Genomic DNA, 18,357 nt, shown 5'->3' with positions numbered 1-18,357 from the left:
ACTGCTCACTTTACCCGCTCATAGACAGAAATATGCCGCGGGCTCATTGCAGTGTACGGCTGCTGGTGCCAACCGCTCCAGCGCGCCGTGAGCTTCAGTCCGGCCAATTCGGCCAGGGCGTCGAGCTCGAACGGGAATGCGTACCGGATCACGTGCTGGGTGGTCTGCGGAGGTCCGCCGTCCACGATCGTGTGGGTGGCGAGCATCAGCTGCTGGGCACGGTCGACCATCATCGTGTCGAACATCAGCGAATTCTCGCTGAGGTGGCGCACGGAGAGTTCCGGCTTGGTCATCGAGTGGTAGGGAGCCGGGTCAAACGCTTCCAGGACGAACTTCCCGTCCTCGGCGAGCTGGGAGGCCGCGTTGCGCAGGCAGTTCAGCTGGGCGTCGCGGGTGACCGCCACGAAGAAGGTGTTGAGGACGACCGTGACCAGGTCGAAGTCGCCGCCCAGGTCGAGGTCCGGCGCGGTGAAGTCGCCCAGGGTGACGGGGATCGAGCCCTCCGGGTCCCGCTCGGCGAGCTTCGCCAGCATGGCCTCGGAGGCGTCGATGCCCTGCACCCGGAAGCCCTGCTGGGCCAGCGGGACGGCGATGCGGCCGGTGCCGATGCCCAGCTCGAGCACCTTGGCGTCGGGCTTGACCAGCGTGGACAGGAAGTTCACGGCCGCATCGGTGTCGACGCCGATGGGGTACATCTGTTCGTAGACGCTGGCCATCTTCTCGTCGTAGTGCGCGTTCTGCGAGATCACTGGTCCTCCGGTTCATCGGTGGGGCGTTGTGAGGTCTGGCTGCCGCACGCGGCTTCGAGGGCCACGGCGGGGTCGTCGATCAGGTCGGCGAGCAGATCGAGGTAGAGCGTCACCTGGTCGATCCACTGCACGAACGCGGAGAAGTCGTGGACGTGGGTGAGGATCCGCAGCACCGCGATCCGCGCCACGGCGTCCGGGTCGACGGCGGCGGGCTCCCCGCCCGCGGCCTCCCGGTACCCGCCCAGCAGGGCGGCCCCGGCCTCCGCGCACCGCTCGGCGACGGCGGACCGCCGGCCGCCGTCCGCGAAGTGCAGCAGGGCGAACTCGGCGATTTCACCGACCGCCCAGCCCAGGTCGTAGGCGGCCGGCCCGCGGGCGAGCTCCTCGCCCGCCAGGACGTGGCACCCCGCTCCGCTGCGGGTCGGCACGACCCCGCCGAGGGACAGCCCGCCCAGCAGGAGGACGTCCTCGTCGGCGGGGGCGACCAGGAGCGAGCACCACTCCGCGGCCCGGTTGAGCCGGGCCTCGCCGAGCCGGGCCCGCGCTTCGTCCCGCAGCCGGGCGGTGGCTCCCCGGTCGGAGCGCCCGGCCAGCCAGCCGGCCAGTCGGCCGGCGCCGCGGGGAGCCGTGAGGCCGGCCGGGACGGGAACAGCGGTGTGCAGCTCCCGGAGCGCCCGGCCGCAGTGCTGCAGCAGTCCGGGCAGGGCCTCCCACTGGTGCGGCACCGTCTGCGGGCCGGCCAGGACGTGGCCCAGCGAGTAGGCGCAGTCGGCCCGGTACCACCGTTCGGCTCCGGACCCGCCATCGGATCCGGACCCGCCGTCGGATCCGGCTCCCCCGTCGGATCCGGGCCCCTCCGCACCGAGCACGATGCGCGCCCCGGTGACCGCTTCCGGGGCGGTGGACCCGCTGTGAGCGCCCAGGGCGCTCCGCAGGCCCGCCGGGACCGCGGTGAAGGGCTCGGGACGGTCGGGGCCCGGCGAGCGGACCCAGAGGTGACCGACCCCGTCCGAGAGGATGCGGGTGCTCAGGTAGCCCGTGCCGAACTCGGCGACCGCCGTGCGGGCGGGTGCCGCGGTCACGACCGGTCCTCCGCCGCACCGGTCGCCCCGGCACCGTGCCCGTCCCGCGGCGCACCGGCCGCGAGCGCACCGCGCAGGGCCTCCGCCGCCGCGAAGACGGCGGGCATGGGCGCGTTGACCATCGCGTCCCAGCGGCCCGTGGACGAGCTCAGCCCGGGGACCGGCGGGACCACGGTGACGTGCGGGAACTCCGCCAGCGCGGCGGTGGCCCGGCGGTAGGCCGGGGACTCCGCGCCGCCGGGCGGCAGGGAGGGCGCGAGCGCCACCGGCGCCCGGGTGCACTGGAGGGCGAGCAGCAGCGGGCTGTCCCCCAGCCCGGCCGCCAGCCGGGAGCAGAATCCCAGCGTCGCGGGAGCCACGACGACGGTGTCCGCCCACTCGGCCAGTTCGACGTGCGGGGCCTGCGCCGCGGGGGCGTCCGGCCAGACGTCGACCATGACGTCCGCGCCGCTCAGCGAGGCGAGCGCCTGCCGGGTGACGAACCGCTCGGCGGAGCGGGTCACCACCGTCCGGACCTCCACGTCGGGGTAGTAGAGCCGTGTCCAGTTCACCCAGAAGGGGGTGTGCGCCGCGGTCAGCGCGCCGGTGACCGCGAAGACCAGGCGGCGGCCCGTGAAGGCGGGGACGTCCTCCGGGCCCGGGGACGACGTGTCAGTCATCGGCCCGGACCGCCTCCAGGATCTCGCGCAGGTCGTCCATCGCGGCCCGGGCCCCCTCGATGAGGTAGACCCCGCAGACGTTGATGACGACCTCGTCCACCCCGGCCTCCCGGTGGGCACGGACGACCTTGGCGATGTCCTCGGCCGTCCCGTGGGCGAAGACCTGCGCGTCGAGCAGCGCCTCGGCGCCCCTGACCGGCTCGCTGGGGTCCACCGGCAGCCCCGCGCGGCGCAGCATGTCGGTGTAGTGGGGCGACCCGAGGTGGGGGCCGGCGGCGGTGAAGACCAGTCGGCGCAGGTTGCGGCCGGGCCGGTCCAGGGCGGCGTGCACGATGCTCACCACGCGCGGCACCCGGGGCCGCTCGGCCTCCTCCGCGCCCCGCGCGATGGCGGGCATCAGCTGCTCGCTGATGTAGTGGTGCGGGGTGAGCCAGGTGATGGCCACGTCCGCGATCCGGCCGACGGTCTTGGCCATGCCCGGGCGCAGCACGCCGAGGCCCACCTCGATCGGCGGGGACGGCACGTGCAGCATCGGGCAGCTGGACTTGAAGTACTCGCCGTCGTGGACGACGTGCTCGCTGTCCAGCAGCCGGCGGATCACGCTGACGTACTCGGTCATCGCCTGCAGCGGCTTCTCGTAGGGCGCACCGAGGAACTGCTTCTGGGAGCCGACGGCCCCCGGGCCGAACCCGGCGACGTACGGGGCCCCGGACAGCGTGCTGATGGAGCGCGCCTCGACGGCCGCCTGGTACGGGTGGCGCAGGATGGAGAGGGCCACGCTGGTGCCGAGCGCGACGCCGGGGACCCGCGCCGCGAAGGCGGCGAGCGCCAGGTGGGTCTCCACCCGCAGGGACTGCCCGAGCCAGAGCCGGCGCACCCCGGCGTCGCGGGCGAAGGTCCCGAACTCCACCATCGGGTCCAGCGCGTCCGGCTGGATCGGGAAGATCGCGGATATGTGCCGCAGGGTTCCTGTCATTGCGATGCCTTAACTCTCTTGGGTCGAGTGCCGGTCGCACGGCGGGTCATGCGCTGCAGGACGCGCGGGGCGACCGTGAAGCCCGCGACCGCCCATGCGGCGTTGATCAGGTGGACCTTGGACAGTTCCCACGCGCCCGCCGTCTCGGAGCCGAGCGCCGCGTCGGGCAGCAGTGCCGCCCGGATCCCCTGTCCGGTCCACTTCAGCGGGAAGGCCCCGACGATGTCCTGAACGGCGGTCGGCAGCGCGGAGATCGGGAAGTAGAGGCCGGAGAAGACCATCAGCACGAGCAGCGGGATCATCAGGAAGCCCAGTGCCTCCCGCGCGTTGGGCAGGACCGCGCCGAGCACGGCCCCGAACGGGACGAGCGCCAGCAGGCCGATCGAGACGACCGACACCAGGACCAGCCAGTGCCCGGCGTCCCGGGGCAGCGAGGACCCGACGAACAGCACGCCGCCCGCCAGCACCAGGACGCTGCCGCCCAGCGCGGTGAGCGCGACCACGACGGTCTTCGCCACCAGGTAGACGGAGATCCCGTGCGGGACTGCCCGCATCCGGGCCAGGGTCCCGTCCTCGCGCTCCACGGCGAGGGTCTGGGTGAGGCCGAGCAGGCCGGCCTGGGCCACCATGGTGGCCATGCCGCCGGCCACCATCAGCTCGGCCATCGGAACGGTGGATCCGGGGATGTCCCCGTCCAGGAAGGTGCCGAGCAGGACGAACAGCAGCGGGGTGCTGAACAGTCCGAAGGCCTCCCGGGGACTGCGCAACTGCTGGGCGAGCTCGAGGAGTCCGCGCCTGACCCCGGCGGCGAGGACGCGGCGGGTGGAGGAGGAACGGCCGGTGAGGGGTTCGCGCACGGTCACTCGCCCGTCTCCGTGATCATGCGGAGGTAGACGTCCTCCAGCGTGGGCCGCTGCACCACCAGTCCGGGCACGGGGCCGTCGAACCTCTGGTGGAGTTCCCAGACGAACCGGGACGGGTCCGGGGTCCGTTCCTCGTGCGGCTCGCCGTCCTCGGTCCACAGCACCTTCGCCTGCGCGTGCGCGACGGCCGCCAGTTCGACCTGGGTGCCGACGGCGGTGATGGCCCCGTCGACGAGGATCGCGGTGCGGTGCGCGAGGCGTTCGGCCTCGTGCAGGTCGTGGGTGGTGAGCACCAGCGTCATGCCGTCGTCCTTGAGTCGTTCGATGAGTTCGTGGAACTCGCGCCTGGCGACGGGGTCGAACCCGGCGGTCGGCTCGTCGAGGAAGAGCAGCTCCGGGTCCCCGATGATGCCGAGGGCCACGTCGAGGCGCCGGCGCTGCCCGCCGGAGAGCCGCCGGCAGACCTGTCCGGCCTGTGCGGTCAGGCCCAGGGTGTCGAGGGTCTCGGCCACCGACCGCGGCGCCGGGTAGCAGGAGGCCACGTGCTCCAGCAGTTCCGCGACCCGCCAGCGGGCGTGGTCGCGCCAGTCCTGCAGCACGACGCCCACCCGGGCCCGCCAGTCCTGACCGGCCCGCTGGGGGTCCTCCCCCAGCACCCGGACCTCGCCGTCGGTGCGGGCCCGGAAGCCCTCCAGGATCTCGATGGTGGTGGTCTTGCCCGCCCCGTTGGGGCCGAGCACCCCCAGCACCTCGCCGTGCCGGACGTGGAGGTCCACCCCGCGCAGCACGGTTCTGTCCCCGTAGCGCATGGTGAGGCCCCGCACTTCAATCGCCGGCAGATCCGGTTCCCTCGGACCGCGCTTCGCCATGCTCTTCCCGTTCTCCGTGCTGCTGTTCCCTGTACTGCTTCAACCTGCGGGTGTAGGTCCGGCGCGGAATCCCCAGAATCACGCAGAACCTCGAAACACTGATTCCTAGTTCCGTGCGAACTGTTTCGAGGTCGCGGAAGGGACATGCCGCGACACCCCGGTCCGCCGACAGGCCATCAGCTCGACGTAGGCCTCGCCCAGCGCCTGCTTGAGCCGGTCGACCTCCTTCATCAGCGCGGCCTCGCGCAGGTCGGCGGGGCTGGCCGGCGCCTTGCCGGCCAGTGCCAGGCTGCCGCCCTCGACGAACTGACGGCGCCAGTTGGCGATCGACTGCTCGGAGACCTGCGCCATGCGGGCGGCCTCGGACACCGAGCGTTCCTTGGACAGCACCGCGAGGACGAGGCGCGTCTTCTGTTCGGACGGAAGGGCCGGCGGACGCGGCAACCCTCAGCCCTCCTTTCGGGGATCGGCGTGCGGTCGGCCCAGGCTCCGGGCCGGATGGGCGGGGTCGACTCCCGCTTCCACCAGCGCGGCCGCCACGGCCGCGGCCGGTGAGGGGTGCTGCGGGTCGACCCGGTGCGCGGTGAGGCCCGCGGCGACCGCGGCGGCGCGGTGCTGGCCGAAGCTCATGTTCCGGTGGCCGGGCCGGTCGTCCTCGGGCTCCCAGGCGGCGGCGAAGCCGGGGGTGATCTCGTCGGCGAACGGCGAGGTCTCGGCACCGATCCCGGGCAGGCCGCGCACCGCCTCACCGACGGTGTTCACAGCGTGCAGCGCGTCCTCGCCCAGGTAGACGACGAGCGCGTCACGCCGGGGGTAGAGCAGCGGGGAGGAGCTGATCTTGGCCCGGTACGGGACCACGGCCGCCTCCAGGGCGGTGAGGACCGAGTGCCAGACGTCCGGGGCGTACGACGCCTCCGAGACGTGGGTGTAGAGCCGGAGCAGCGAGCCCCGGGACGGCCGGCCGTGCGAACCGTCCACCAGGAAGAAGCCCGGGGACAGGGCCGGTCGCGCCGCCGCGATGCGCACGTCGGCGTAGACGGGTTCGGTGCTCGTCGCCGAGCGCTCCGCGGCCTCGCGCAGGGCGGCCCTGGCGGCCTCCTCGGCCGGGTCCGCGGGCCCCGGCCCGGCGGCCGGGACCCGGACCCGCACGCCGTCCAGCTCCACCACGGCGAGGCCCTCGTACAGGCCGTGCAGCCGGGCGCGGTAGGGCGTCGTGGTGTGCGGGGTCGCCTCGAGGAAGCGGGCCTCCAGGGTCCGGTCCCGCAGGTTCCGGGGCATCGGCTCGTCGCTCGCGGGGCGGCCGGCGTGCAGGGCCTCGTAGATCGTGGCGGCCAGCCGGTCGCGGAGTCCGGCGGTGGTGTCGGCGGTGATCTCGCGGCCCTCGACGGCGGCCGACAGGCAGTCGGGCGCCACCTCGATGGAGTCGACGGCCCGGGCCAGCCGGCCGTTGAGTCCGTCGACCACGGCGGGAACGTCCTCCAGTGCGGTGGTCATCGCTTCTCCTCGATGCCAAGGGCGGAGACGAAGTGCTCCGGGTCCAGCAGCGCGTTGCGGCCGACGCCCATCGCCGCCCGTGCGACGGCCGGGAGGGTGGCGCTGCGGACGGCCGTCGCCATCGCGCGGTCGATCATGTGCCAGCCGGCGAAGGCGGTGGCCCGGGCGGCGAACCCGGGGTCGTCGCCGGTGCGGACGGACCGGTAGCCGGACCAGAAGGCGGAGATCATCGGCCGGGCCTTGTCCAGTTCCCGGGAGCCCCGCGCCACGATCTCCTCGTGGGTCGGCTCGGCGGGCGACAGGTCGTCCTCGTCGCGCCCGGTCAGGCCGGTGACGGCCCGGTAGAGCCACTCGCCCGCCATCGCGCCGACGTCGCGCGCGCCGTCGGCCAGCCGGAACTCCTCGCCGTCCGTCAGGTACAGCTCGTCCCCGGAGAGCAGGAACTGGTCGAAGCGGAGGTCGCAGTGGGTCGGTACGAGCGGGGCCTGCGCCTCCACCGACCGCAGTCGGGCCGCGGCCCCGGCGAGCACCTGGTCGCCGTGCAGGAGCTGCCAGAGCGTGGTCTCGGCGAAGGTGAGTCCCATGAAGCCCGAGAGCGGCAGGGAGTGCATGAGCCCGAGGCTCGGGAAGGGGAACGGCGAGCGGTCGACCGCCGGCTCGGCCCCTTCGACGTCGAGTTCGTGGAGCGCGGCCGTGGCCCGGCCCGCGCGGTGGGCCAGGTCGGTGTCGATCCCGCCGTCCGTGGTCAGCTCGGCGAAGGTCCGGGTGTCCGGCAGGAGCCGGAACACGACCATCCTGGATTCGTTCTCGTAGCCGATGAGTTGGGGCGTCACGAGATCCCGGGAGCCGTTCCGCTCGATCAGCGAGGCGAAGGTGCGCGACCTGCCGATCCGGAGCTCGGCGTCCTCGGGCCCTCCGTCGAGCGACACCCTCTTGACGAAGACTCCGACGCCGGCGTCCGTCGTCCCGGCCCAGTTCTCGTTTCGTCCGAAAAACGATTCGACGTCGTCCGTGCCCAGACGGCCGATGCCGAGTTCGTCGAGCACACTGTTGACCTCGGGTGCCGTGGCGAGGTCGACGGGTGCGAATGTGTTGCGCCGCGGAAGCACGCTTCCCCCTGTCGCGTGGTGGTGTGCCGGAACAAGCCGACGGCATGATCATGCCCGCCCCCGCCGCGTCGCACATCGGCCGAACAGCGGTTCCCACCCCCGCCGAACAGCGGTGCCGGGCCCACCGGTCGGCGCGTCCCCCGGAGTCGTCGGCTACTCACCGGTCACCCGCTCCCACGAGCGCGAAGACCCGCGCGCGCCCGTCACCGAACCCTCACCGGTCCGTCACCGGCCCGCCCCGGCCGCCCGTCGCCACCCCCTGGTAGCCTGACTTGGAATCAGATATCACGAATGACCGTTTTGGGCATTGAGGGCGGTGGGCATGACCTACACTTAACTCAAATAATCCTCAATCTTTGCCATGGAATGAGCGCCTCCGGGGCAACCGGTCACAGAATCAGTGACGAACATTCCACTCTGTCTTGGACTCTTGGGGGGAGTACACAGAGATGATCCGTGTTCTTATCGTTCACGAGGACGCAATCATCAGAGCGGGGCTGAGCGCCCTTCTCGGGGAGGCCTCGGACATCGAGGTCGTCGGACGGTGCGGGCTGGCTGAGGTCGTCGCCACCGCGGTCCGGCGGAGCCCCGACGTGGTGGTGATCGGAGGCCGGCCGGGACTGTCGGCCCCGCTGGCCGACCTCGCCTCGCTCCAGCGTTCGGAAAACCGTCCGAAGGTCGTTCTGCTGGCCCACGACGGCGAGGACACGCTCGTCTCGGAGGCCCTGCTCAACGGCGTGGCGGGCGTGCTGAGCCCGGACACCGAGCCGGCGACGATCCAGGACACGATCCGCATCGTCGCCGCCGGCAACCGCGTGCTCACCTCGGCCGCCACCCGGTCGCTCTTCGACGCGCTGGGACGAGAGGCCGTACCGCGCGAGATCCGGGAGCGGGCCCGCGCCCTCACCCGGCGCGAGCAGGCCGTCTGCACCATGCTCGCCTCCGGCCTCTCCAACGTCGAGATCGGGCGGTCGCTGCTGCTCAGCCCGGCCACGGTGAAGGACCACCTGAGCGCCATCTACTCGAAACTCGGGACCGGCAACCGGGTCTGTACCGCCGTGCTCGCCTACCGCCTCGGTCTGGGGCACCCCGACGACGCACTCCCGCGGCGGGACCGGCGGGCACCACTCCCCGACTCCCTGTCGGCGTAGGACCTGCCCCACGCCGCCGGACTCACTCCTTCGGGGCCTCCGGCTCCTCCACGAAGTCGACCTTCTTGAACTGCCGGTTCATCGACTTGGCCAGGAACCAGGTCGCCACGCCGAGGGCGGCGAAGACGAGGAAGCCGAGCAGGCCGGGGGTGACCTTGGCGTCGTCGACGGCGAGGTCGGCGGCGAGGTGGAGGACGTTCACGGGGGCGCTCATATCTCTATGGTGGCCCGGCTCACGGGGAGCCGGGCCATCGGGGGGTGGTTCAGTCGCGCGTGTCGGCGGCCTCGACGGCCAGGGTGGGGGTGCGCAGCCCGGCGAACAGGTCGTCCTCGGGCAGGTCCACGTCCACCAGGGTACGGGCGAGCTCGTAGTCCTCGGTGGGCCAGACCTCGCGCTGGACCTCCAGCGGCACCCGGAACCACGGGCCGTCCGGGTCGATCTGGGTGGCGTGGGCGATCAGCGCGCGGTCACGGGTCTCGAACCAGTCGGCGCAGCGGACCCGGGTGGTGATCTCGCGCTCCTTGCGGCCGCTCTTCTCCCAGCCCGCGATCCACTCGCCGTAGGGCGACTCGTGGCCGTGCTCGGTGAGGTACTCGTGCAGGGCGCGGATGCGGCCCATCGGGAAGCCGTGGTTGTAGTAGAGCTTCAGCGGCTGCCAGGGCTCGCCGGCCTCCGGGTAGGCGTCCGGGTCGCCCGCGGCGTCGAAGGCCAGCATCGTGATCTTGTGGGTCATGATGTGGTCCGGGTGCGGGTAGCCGCCGTTCTCGTCGTAGGTCGTGATGACCTGCGGCTTGAACTCGCGGATCAGCCGGACCAGCGGCTCGGCCGCCTCCTTGACGTCCTGCAGGGCGAAGCAGCCCTCCGGCAGCGGGGGCAGCGGGTCCCCCTCGGGCAGGCCGGAGTCCACGAAGCCCAGCCAGGCCTGCTTGACGCCGAGGATCGCCCGCGCTTCGTCCATCTCCTTGCGGCGGACCTCGTGGATGTTCTCCTCGACGTACGGGTCCCCCTGGAGCTTGGGGTTGAGGACCGACCCGCGCTCGCCCCCCGTGCAGGTGGCCACGAGCACGTCCACACCCTGCTCGACGTACATGGCCATGGTGGCCGCGCCCTTGCTGGACTCGTCGTCCGGGTGGGCGTGCACCGCCATCAGTCGCAACTGCTCAGTCAACGCCTTGCGTTCCTTCCACATCGTCGGGCGTTCCGCGAAGTCCGGGTCTGCCCACCGTACGAACCGCTCACTGCGGGACCGCGTCGCCGCGGGGTCGGCCCGCGGGAGTCGCCGCGCCGGCCGAGCCCTGCCCCCGCCGGACCGGCCGCGGGCGTGCCCCTCCTATAGTGACGGACTGGAGGAGCGTCGCATTCCCCGCACCGCACCGCCCTTACGGCACCGCCCGTACTGCACCGCCCCGTCCCACCCGTACTGCACCGCCCCGCACCGCCCGCGCACCCCCGTGCGCCCCCTCCCCCAGGAGAGGACCGAGTCCGATGACCGCAGAGACCACCGCCAGCACGCTGCCCGAGGGGCGCTACGGCCGGAGCGGCGACCGCGACTCGGACCGCCGCCTCAAGGTGGTCGGCGCGGTCTGCGGCGTGCTGGGCCTGGGCCTGATCGCCTGGCTGGGCGGTTCCTACCTGCTGCGCGAGACCAAGATCAACGGTTCGGTGCCGACCTTCCAGGTGCTGTCCGACTCCGAGGTGCAGCTGCACCTCACCGTCCGCAAGGGCGACGGCCAGGCCGGGACCTGTACGGTCCGCTCGCAGGGCGACGACCACGCGGTGGTCGGGGTGGCCGACTTCCCCGTGCCGGCGGCCGGTTCCAGCTACGAGGCGACGGTCATCCTGCGCACCACGGCCCGCGGCACCACCGCGGAGCTGCTGGGCTGCACGCCCGCCCGGTAGCGCGCATAGTCGGCCGGGGGAACGGGCATCCGTAGGGGGTCGCACCCCGTCCTGTACATCGCGGCGTAACGCCACCGTCAATGGCACGCCAACGGCTCTCCCGCTTGTCGGCAGGACTTGTTAGGCTCGTGGTTTCGCCCCTTCCGCACCGGATGGTACGGGAGCGGGCGTTGCTTTGTAGTTGAGACCGATATACCACCAACCCTGCTGACGACTCACACCCTCAGCACAGCCCCAGCACCTACGAGGAGCACCCGTGACCCAGACCAGCGAGAACGTGACCTGGCTCACTCAGGCCGGTTACGACCAGCTGAAGGCCGAGCTGGACCACCTGACCGGGCCCTGGCGCATCGAGATCGCCCAGAAGATCGAGGCGGCGCGCGAGGAGGGCGACCTCAAGGAGAACGCCGGCTACCACGCGGCGAAGGAGGAGCAGGGCAAGTACGAGCTGCGGATCCGCCAGCTCACCCAGCTGCTGGAGCGGGCCAAGGTCGGCGAGGCCCCGGCCGACTCGGGCGTGGTGGCTCCGGGCATGGTCGTCACGGTCGCCTTCGACGGCGACGAGGACGACCTCATGGAGTTCCTGCTCGCCTCCCGCGAGGTGGCCGGCTCCGACGACCTGGACGTCTACTCCCCGCAGTCGCCGCTGGGCCGCGCGATCGACGGCAAGAAGATCGGCGACGAGGCCACCTACGACCTGCCGAACGGCAAGCCGGCCATGGTGAAGATCGTCAAGGTCGTGCCGTACGCCGGCTGATCCGGCGCCCGGCCCCCGAAACGCCGGCGAGGGCGGCCGCGGAGTCCTGGACTCCGCGGCCGCCCTTTCCGTGCCGGGAACCGCCCGCTCGGACGGAGCGGCTCAGGCGGTGGACGAACGGTACTTGCGCACCGCGAGCCAGGAGAACACCGCCGTGATGACGATCGACCACATCACCGACACCAGCGCCGCGTGCTGCATCGGCCAGACGTCGTCCACCGGCCCCACCTGGTTGCCGAACAGCACCCGGCAGGCCTGCACGGTGGCGCTGAACGGGTTCCAGTACGCGACCTGCTGCAGCCAGTCCGGCATCGAGCTGACCGGCACGAAGGCGTTGGACACGAAGGTCAGCGGGAACAGCCAGATCAGCCCGGCCGACGTGGCCGCCTCGGGGCTGCGCACCGACAGGCCGATCAGCGCGCCGATCCAGGAGAAGGCGTAGCCGAGCAGCAGGAGCAGGCCGAAGGCGGCGAGCGCGTTGAGCAGCCCGTCGTGGATCCGCCAGCCGACCAGCAGTGCGACCAGGGCCAGCACGACCAGGGTGATGCCGGTCTGCACGAGGTCCGCCAGCGTGCGGCCGACCAGCACCGCCGAGCGGGCCATCGGCAGCGAGCGGAAGCGGTCCACCAGGCCCTTGGTCATGTCCTCCGCGATGCCCGCCGAGGCCCCGGCGGTGGCGAAGGTGACGGTCTGGGCGAAGATGCCGGCCATCAGGAACTGGATGTACGTGTGGGAGCTGGAGTCCGCCCCGGGGATCTTGATCGCCCCGCCCATGACGTACGAGAACAGCAGCACGAACATGACCGGCTGCATCAGGCCGAAGACGACGATCTCCGGGATGCGGGTCATCCGGCGCAGGTTGCGCTTGGCGACGACCCAGGAGTCGTGGAGCATGGCGGCCGGCCCGCGGCGCTGCGGGGGGATCGCCGCTCCGATGGCGTGCTCGGTGGCGGTGCTCATCTCAGCGCTCCTTCCCGGCCGCGACGGCCTGCGCGTCCCGGCCGTCGGCGTCGTCCGCGCCGGACCTGCCCTTGCCCCTGCCCCGGCCGCGCGCCTCGGGGCCGGAGCCGCCCTCCTCGTCCTGCTGCTCGGCGACGTGGCCGGTCAGCGTGAGGAAGACGTCGTCCAGGGTCGGGCGGCGCAGGCCGATGTCGTCGATCTCGATCCCGCGGGCGTCCAGCTCGCGGATGGCGTCGGCGAGCACCCGGGCGCCGCCGCTGATCGGCAGGGTGATCCGCCGGGTGTTCCGCTCCACCGTCGGCTCGCTCAGCGCGTAGCCGGACAGCGCCCCGACCGCGTCCGCGACCAGGCCGGGCTCGTGCACCACGACCTCGATCCGCTCGCCGCCGATCTGCGCCTTGAGCCGGTCGGCGGTGCCGCGGGCGATCACCCGGCCCTGGTCGACGACCGCGATGTCGTGCGCGAGCCGGTCGGCCTCCTCCAGGTACTGGGTGGTGAGCAGCAGCGTGGTGCCCTGCTCGACCAGGGTCTCGATGACCTCCCAGAGCGCGAGCCGGTTGCGCGGGTCGAGGCCGGTGGTCGGCTCGTCCAGGAACATCACCGGCGGACGGACGACCAGCGCGGCGGCGAGGTCCAGGCGGCGGCGCATGCCGCCGGAGTAGGTCTTGGCGGTGCGGTCCTTGGCCTCGGTGAGGTTGAACCACTCCAGCAGCTCCAGCGCGCGGGCCTTCGCGTCGCGGGTGCTCATCTGGTACAGCTCGCCGACCATGGTGAGGTTCTCGAAGCCGGTCAGGTACTCGTCGACCGCCGCGTACTGACCGGACAGGCCGATCAGGCTGCGGACCCGGTGGGGGTGCTTGAGCACGTCGACGCCGGCGACCACCGCGTGGCCGGAGTCGGGGCGCAGCAGGGTGGTGAGGACCCGTACGGTGGTGGTCTTCCCGGCGCCGTTCGGGCCGAGCAGCCCGAGCACCGTGCCCTCGGGGACGTCGAGGCTGACGCCGTCCAGGGCTCGTACGTCGCCGAAGGTCTTCACCAGGTTCTCGGCTTGGATGGCTGGCGCCATGGCCTGCCTCATCTCCTCGGACGTATGGAGCGATCTGTCCCACTCTGCCCCGCTTTCGGGCGCGCGGGCGACTCGATTCTCGACCCGCGGGACTCGAACGCGATGTATCGCGAGTCTCCCAGTACGCGATATATCGCGTCAAGGGATGCGGCTCCGCCATCGTTCCAGGGAGGACTGACATCGCACCGCGGCCACGACAGGCCCCCAGCACCGACACCCGGAAACCCGCCGCCCGCGCCGCGGGAGCCGCGCGCCGAGGGCCGAGGGCCGTCCGCCGCCGGCCAGGTCCTAGCCGGCGACGACGTACCCCGAGTCCCGCAGCTCGCCGACCACCGCCGCGCAGTGCTCCGGCCCCTTGGTCTCCAGGTGCAGGTCCACCTCGACCTCGGTCAGCCCCAGCTTCGGATCGGTCCGGACGTGCGCCACGTCCAGCACGTTGGCGTCCAGCCTGGTCAGCACGCCCAGCAGGTCCGCCAGCGAGCCCGGCTTGTCCGCCAGCCGCACCCGCAGCGACAGGTAGCGGCCGGCCGCCGCCAGCCCGTGCCGCAGCACCCGCTGCATCAGCTGCGGATCGATGTTGCCGCCGGACAGCACCGCCACCACCGGGCCCTCGAAGGAGTCCGGCCGCTCCAGCAGCGCCGCGATCGGCGCCGCCCCGGCGGGCTCGACCACCAGCTTGAGGCGCTCCAGGCCGAGCAGCAGCGCCCGGGACAGCGCGTCCTCGGAGACCGTGCGGATGCCGTCCGCCAGCGTGTTGACCACCTCGAAGGGGATGTCCCCGGGGCGCCCGACCATGATCCCGTCGGCCATGGTGGCGAAGTGCTCCAGCGACACCGGCCGCCCGGCCGTCAGCGAGGGCGGGTACGCGGCCGCGCCCGCCGCCTGCACCCCGATCACCCGGACGTCCGGCCGCAGCGGCTTGACCGCCGCCGCGATCCCGGCCAGCAGCCCGCCGCCGCCCACCCCGACCAGGATGGTGCGCACCTCGGGGCACTGCTCCAGGATCTCCAGCCCGACCGTCGCCTGGCCGGTGACCACGTCCCAGTGGTCGAAGGGGTGGATGAACACCGCGCCGCTCGCCTCCGAGAACCGCTGCGCGGCCTGCAGCGCCTCGTCCACGGAAGCGCCGTGCAACCGCACGTCGGCGCCGTACTCGCGGGTGGCCGCGACCTTCGGCAGCGGCGCCGCGACCGGCATGAACACCGTCGAGCGCACCCCCAGCAGCGAGGCCGCCAGCGCCACCCCCTGGGCGTGGTTCCCGGCGCTCGCGGCGACCACCCCGCCGGCCCGCTGCACCGGCGAGAGTCCCGCGATCCGCACGTACGCCCCGCGCAGTTTGAACGAGCCGGTGCGCTGCAGGTTCTCGCACTTCAGGTGGACCGGCGCGCCGATCAGCGCGGAGAGGTGCCGACTGCCCTCCATCGGGGTCACCCGGGCGATCCCGGCGAGCATCTTCTGGGCGCCGCGGACGTCGTCGAGGGTGAGGGGCCAGTGGTGCATGTCCCCCAGGGTAGGACTCCGGGGGTGGCAATCCGGGACGCCGGGCCTGTTCCCGGGCCAGCCGCGCCCGCGTACGCTGCTGCTCCTGAGCCTCCCTCACCGCACGACGATCGTGAGCCGCGATGACGACGACCTCGCCCCAGGCCACCGACCGCACCGACCCCGTGCACACCCAACTCCAGTACCAGCTCGCGGTGTTCGCGCGCCGCATGGAACAGGTCCGGGCCTCCGGCGGCGGGGTCGGAACGCTGGACCGGGCCGCCTACCTGCTGCTCGACCGGCTGGAACGGCACGGGCCCGCCAACGTCAAGGCGCTGGCCGAGTCGCTGGGCGTGGACTCCTCCACGGTGACCCGCCAGGTCGCCCCGCTGGTCGCGGCCGGGCTGGTCGGCCGGGTGCAGGACCCGGCCGACCGCCGTGCCGTCCGGCTCGCCCTGACCTCGCGCGGCGCCGGCCGGCTGGACGAAGTCCGCGACGGGCGGGCCGAGTTGACCCGCCGCCTGGTGGCCGACTGGCCCCCGGAGGAGCAGCGGGCGTTCTGCGCCCTGCTGGCCCGCTTCAACGACGCGATGGAGTCGTACACGGCGGACCAGCAGGGGCAGTGAGCCGTGCCTAGCCCAGCGCCTGCGTGAGGTCGGCCAGCAGGTCGTCGATCGACTCGATGCCGACCGAGACGCGCACCAGGTCGGCCGGGACCTCCAGCGGCGAGCCCGCCGCGGAGGCGTGGGTCATCCGGCCGGGGTGCTCGATCAGCGACTCGACGCCGCCGAGCGACTCGCCGAGGGTGAACAGCTGCGCGCGGTTGCACACCTCGACGGCGGCCTCCTCGCCGCCCGCGACCCGGAACGAGACCATGCCGCCGAAGGCCTTCATCTGCTTGGCGGCGATGTCGTGGCCGGGGTGCTCGGGCAGACCCGGGTAGAGCACCTCGCTGACCTTGGGGTGGCGCGCCAGCAGCTCGGCGACCTTCTCCGCGTTGGCGCTGTGCCGGTCCATCCGGACGCCCAGCGTCTTGATGCCGCGCAGCACCAGCCAGGCGTCGAACGGGCCGGAGACCGCGCCCATCGCGTTCTGGTGGTACGCGACCTCCTCGCCGAGCGTCGCGTCGGCCAGCACCAGGGCGCCGCCGACCACGTCCGAGTGGCCGCCCATGTACTTGGTGGTGGAGTGCACGACCGCGTCCGCGCCGAGCGCGATCGGCTGCTGCAGGTACGGGCTGGCGAAGGTGTTGTCCACCACCAGCAGCGCGCCGGCGCCGTGCGCGATCTCGGCCAGCGCGGCCAGGTCCGTGATGCCCAGCAGCGGGTTGGACGGGGTCTCCACCCACACCGCGCGGGTGTGGGGGCGGATCGCCTCGCGGACGGCGGCCAGGTCCTGGGTGTCGGCCACGGAGAACTCGACGCCCCAGCGGGTCAGCACCTTGGCGAACAGCCGGAAGGTGCCGCCGTAGGCGTCGTTGGGGATCACGATGTGGTCGCCCGGCTTGAGGATGGTGCGCAGCAGGGTGTCCTCGGCGGCCAGGCCCGACGCGAAGGCGAGGCCGCGGGCGCCGCCCTCCAGCGCGGCGAGGCACTCCTCCAGCGCGGTGCGGGTCGGGTTGGCGCTGCGGCTGTACTCGTAGCCGCCCCGCAGGCCGCCCACCCCGTCCTGCTTGTAGGTGGACACCTGGTAGATCGGCGTGACGACGGCCCCGGTCTGGGGGTCTGCTTCCTGACCCGCGTGGATGGCGAGGGTCTCGAAGCCCTGGGGAAGCTGGTGCTCGGTCATGGGTCCGAGCCTAACGGCCGCACGCCCCCGTGCCCGCCGGAACGGCGACCCGGCCCGGCCCCGGGCGGGCCACGCGCCGCGCCCGGCCGGTGCGGCCGGGCGCGGCGGGGTTCCCGGAATCCGGGGGCGGCCGTTCGCGTTGCACACGGAGCCACGTTTTCCGACCCGCTGGAGCAGGCCGTGTTGTTCAACCGCCACAAGACCTCGCTCGTCCCCGCCGACCAGGCGCTGCCCGGTCGGCCGGCCCCGGCCTTCGAGCTGCGCGACCCGCACACCGTGCTCGGCCACCCGCTGACCGGCCCGTACCCGGAGGGGCTGGAGGTGGCCGACTTCGGGCTGGGCTGCTTCTGGGGCGCCGAGCGCACGTTCTGGCGCCTGCCCGGCGTCTGGACGACGCTGGTCGGCTACCAGGGCGGCTACACCCCCAACCCGACGTACGAGGAGGTGTGCAGCGGGCTGACCGGGCACACCGAGGCGGTCCGGGTGGTGTACGACCCGGCCGTGATCTCCTACGAGCGCCTGCTGAAGACCTTCTGGGAGGCGCACGACCCGACCCAGGGCAACCGGCAGGGCAACGACGTGGGCACCCAGTACCGCTCCGCGGTCTACACCCACTCCCCCGCCCAGGCCGAGGCCGCCGCGGCCTCCCGGGACGCCTTCCAGCCGGCCCTGACGGCGCTCGGCTACGGCCCGATCACCACCGAGATCGCCCCGGCCGGCCCGTTCTTCCCGGCCGAGCCGTACCACCAGCAGTACCTGTCGGAGGCCAAGAACCCCAACGGCTACTGCGGTCTCGGCGGGACCGGCGCGTCCTGCCCGATCGGCGTGGCCCGCACCCAGGGCTGACGGCCCGGTGGCGATCACGGGGGCGCGACTCCACACGTGACCGCCGCCCGCCGCGGGCGCAGACTGGAAGGGCCAGCAGGGGCGGCCCGGCCACCTCTCCGGTGGCCGGGCCGCCCTCGTGGAGAGGAGTGCGCCATGTCCGGTCTGGTCCGCAAGAGCTTCGACGAACCCGAGGAAGTCCGCCCCTTCGAGGAGGCCAAGGGGGAGGTGCGGCTGGTGAACCTGGAGGCCGGCCCGGTCGGTCGGGCGGTGTTCGAACCGGGGTGGCGGTGGTCCGAGCACGTGAAGCCGATCGCCAAGACCGACAGCTGCCAGGCCTCCCACATGGGGTACGTGGTGTCCGGCCGGATGAAGATCGTCATGGACGACGGCCAGGAGGACGAGTTCGGCCCCGGCGACTTCATGGTCTGCCCGCCCGGGCACGACGGCTGGGTGGTGGGCGACGCGCCCTGCGTCGTGATCGACTGGCAGGGCGTCGCGGACTACGCCAAGCGCTGACGGGCCGGGCCGGGGGGGCGGGGGGGGGACGCCCCCGCCCCCCCGGGGCACCCCCCCCAAAAGGGCTGTCGGGCTTCCCCTCTGTCCCGCACACGTTTTCGCCCTTCCAGC

21 protein-coding genes are annotated in these 18,357 nt (G+C 72.8%); 6 read left to right on the top strand and 15 right to left on the bottom strand.

Annotation, left to right across the window (positions count from 1 at the left end; genetic code table 11):
• Positions 1–5: 5 nt before the first annotated feature.
• The 9 genes from ACZ6Y7_RS13495 to lxmK form a co-directional block, all read right to left on the bottom strand.
• Positions 6–749 (bottom strand): class I SAM-dependent methyltransferase, encoded by a 744-nt coding sequence (locus ACZ6Y7_RS13495; RefSeq protein ID WP_465758060.1) that lies wholly within the window; start codon positions 747–749, stop codon positions 6–8.
• Entirely contained in the window at positions 746–1,831 is a 1,086-nt protein-coding gene (locus ACZ6Y7_RS13490) for a hypothetical protein (RefSeq protein ID WP_465758059.1), read from the bottom strand. Before ACZ6Y7_RS13490 ends, ACZ6Y7_RS13495 begins: the two co-directional genes overlap by 4 nt.
• Positions 1,828–2,490, bottom strand: a complete 663-nt coding sequence (locus tag ACZ6Y7_RS13485; protein WP_465758058.1) for a flavoprotein — start codon at positions 2,488–2,490, stop codon at positions 1,828–1,830. The genes ACZ6Y7_RS13490 and ACZ6Y7_RS13485 overlap by 4 nt, the downstream gene beginning before the upstream one ends.
• A complete protein-coding gene (locus ACZ6Y7_RS13480; RefSeq protein WP_465758057.1) occupies positions 2,483–3,466 on the bottom strand; it encodes an LLM class flavin-dependent oxidoreductase in 984 nt (327 codons plus the stop codon). The genes ACZ6Y7_RS13485 and ACZ6Y7_RS13480 overlap by 8 nt, the downstream gene beginning before the upstream one ends.
• A complete protein-coding gene (locus tag ACZ6Y7_RS13475; RefSeq protein ID WP_465758056.1) occupies positions 3,463–4,329 on the bottom strand; it encodes an ABC transporter permease in 867 nt (288 codons plus the stop codon). The genes ACZ6Y7_RS13480 and ACZ6Y7_RS13475 overlap by 4 nt, the downstream gene beginning before the upstream one ends.
• A complete protein-coding gene (locus ACZ6Y7_RS13470; protein WP_465758055.1) occupies positions 4,326–5,138 on the bottom strand; it encodes an ABC transporter ATP-binding protein in 813 nt (270 codons plus the stop codon). The genes ACZ6Y7_RS13475 and ACZ6Y7_RS13470 overlap by 4 nt, the downstream gene beginning before the upstream one ends.
• A gap of 165 nt (positions 5,139–5,303) precedes the next feature.
• Positions 5,304–5,642 (bottom strand): transposase, encoded by a 339-nt coding sequence (locus tag ACZ6Y7_RS13465; protein ID WP_465758054.1) that lies wholly within the window; start codon positions 5,640–5,642, stop codon positions 5,304–5,306.
• Positions 5,643–5,645: 3 nt separating this feature from the next.
• Positions 5,646–6,692 (bottom strand): T3SS effector HopA1 family protein, encoded by a 1,047-nt coding sequence (locus tag ACZ6Y7_RS13460; RefSeq protein WP_465758053.1) that lies wholly within the window; start codon positions 6,690–6,692, stop codon positions 5,646–5,648.
• Positions 6,689–7,801 carry a class V lanthionine synthetase subunit LxmK gene (gene lxmK, locus ACZ6Y7_RS13455; protein ID WP_465758052.1) on the bottom strand — a complete coding sequence of 371 codons (1,113 nt, stop codon included), beginning with the start codon at positions 7,799–7,801 and terminating at the stop codon, positions 6,689–6,691. Before lxmK ends, ACZ6Y7_RS13460 begins: the two co-directional genes overlap by 4 nt.
• A gap of 449 nt (positions 7,802–8,250) precedes the next feature.
• Here lxmK and ACZ6Y7_RS13450 point away from each other — a divergent pair, with 449 nt between their 5' ends.
• A complete protein-coding gene (locus ACZ6Y7_RS13450; protein WP_465758051.1) occupies positions 8,251–8,952 on the top strand; it encodes a response regulator transcription factor in 702 nt (233 codons plus the stop codon).
• A gap of 22 nt (positions 8,953–8,974) precedes the next feature.
• On the opposite strand, the gene ACZ6Y7_RS13445 is transcribed toward ACZ6Y7_RS13450, so the two are convergent.
• Together ACZ6Y7_RS13445 and mca are read right to left on the bottom strand one after the other, a co-directional pair.
• Complete coding sequence (locus ACZ6Y7_RS13445) at positions 8,975–9,166, bottom strand: hypothetical protein (RefSeq protein WP_465758050.1); 192 nt, start codon at positions 9,164–9,166, stop codon at positions 8,975–8,977.
• Between the two features lie 49 nt (positions 9,167–9,215).
• Complete coding sequence (gene mca / locus ACZ6Y7_RS13440) at positions 9,216–10,121, bottom strand: mycothiol conjugate amidase Mca (RefSeq protein WP_402222582.1); 906 nt, start codon at positions 10,119–10,121, stop codon at positions 9,216–9,218.
• A 317-nt stretch (positions 10,122–10,438) separates the two neighbouring features.
• On the opposite strand from mca, the gene ACZ6Y7_RS13435 reads away from it, so the two are divergent.
• Positions 10,439–10,852, top strand: a complete 414-nt coding sequence (locus ACZ6Y7_RS13435; protein WP_465758049.1) for a DUF4307 domain-containing protein — start codon at positions 10,439–10,441, stop codon at positions 10,850–10,852.
• 256 nt (positions 10,853–11,108) lie between these two features.
• Entirely contained in the window at positions 11,109–11,609 is a 501-nt protein-coding gene (gene greA, locus ACZ6Y7_RS13430; RefSeq protein WP_465758048.1) for a transcription elongation factor GreA, read from the top strand.
• A gap of 102 nt (positions 11,610–11,711) precedes the next feature.
• Here greA and ACZ6Y7_RS13425 read toward each other — a convergent pair whose 3' ends face one another.
• The 3 genes from ACZ6Y7_RS13425 to ilvA all read right to left on the bottom strand — a co-directional run bounded on the left by ACZ6Y7_RS13425 (position 11,712) and on the right by ilvA (position 15,135).
• A complete protein-coding gene (locus tag ACZ6Y7_RS13425; protein ID WP_465758047.1) occupies positions 11,712–12,569 on the bottom strand; it encodes an ABC transporter permease in 858 nt (285 codons plus the stop codon).
• A 1-nt stretch (position 12,570) separates the two neighbouring features.
• Positions 12,571–13,635, bottom strand: a complete 1,065-nt coding sequence (locus ACZ6Y7_RS13420) for an ATP-binding cassette domain-containing protein (RefSeq protein WP_465758046.1) — start codon at positions 13,633–13,635, stop codon at positions 12,571–12,573.
• A gap of 288 nt (positions 13,636–13,923) precedes the next feature.
• The gene (ilvA, locus tag ACZ6Y7_RS13415; RefSeq protein WP_465758045.1) at positions 13,924–15,135 is read right to left on the bottom strand and encodes a threonine ammonia-lyase; all 1,212 of its coding nucleotides are present in this window, start codon (positions 15,133–15,135) and stop codon (positions 13,924–13,926) included.
• A gap of 122 nt (positions 15,136–15,257) precedes the next feature.
• On the opposite strand from ilvA, the gene ACZ6Y7_RS13410 reads away from it, so the two are divergent.
• Positions 15,258–15,740: a MarR family winged helix-turn-helix transcriptional regulator gene (locus tag ACZ6Y7_RS13410; protein WP_465758044.1), complete on the top strand. Its 483-nt coding sequence runs from the start codon at positions 15,258–15,260 to the stop codon at positions 15,738–15,740.
• A 7-nt stretch (positions 15,741–15,747) separates the two neighbouring features.
• Here ACZ6Y7_RS13410 and ACZ6Y7_RS13405 read toward each other — a convergent pair whose 3' ends face one another.
• Positions 15,748–16,902: a cystathionine gamma-synthase gene (locus ACZ6Y7_RS13405; protein WP_465758043.1), complete on the bottom strand. Its 1,155-nt coding sequence runs from the start codon at positions 16,900–16,902 to the stop codon at positions 15,748–15,750.
• Positions 16,903–17,082: 180 nt separating this feature from the next.
• On the opposite strand from ACZ6Y7_RS13405, the gene msrA reads away from it, so the two are divergent.
• Positions 17,083–17,748: a peptide-methionine (S)-S-oxide reductase MsrA gene (gene msrA, locus ACZ6Y7_RS13400; protein ID WP_465758042.1), complete on the top strand. Its 666-nt coding sequence runs from the start codon at positions 17,083–17,085 to the stop codon at positions 17,746–17,748.
• A gap of 135 nt (positions 17,749–17,883) precedes the next feature.
• The gene (locus ACZ6Y7_RS13395; RefSeq protein ID WP_465758041.1) at positions 17,884–18,246 is read left to right on the top strand and encodes a cupin domain-containing protein; all 363 of its coding nucleotides are present in this window, start codon (positions 17,884–17,886) and stop codon (positions 18,244–18,246) included.
• The last annotated feature ends 111 nt before the right edge of the window (positions 18,247–18,357 follow it).

Source organism: Kitasatospora sp. NPDC053308, assembly GCF_055585785.1.
This window is presented reverse-complemented; position numbering and strand designations above follow the sequence as displayed.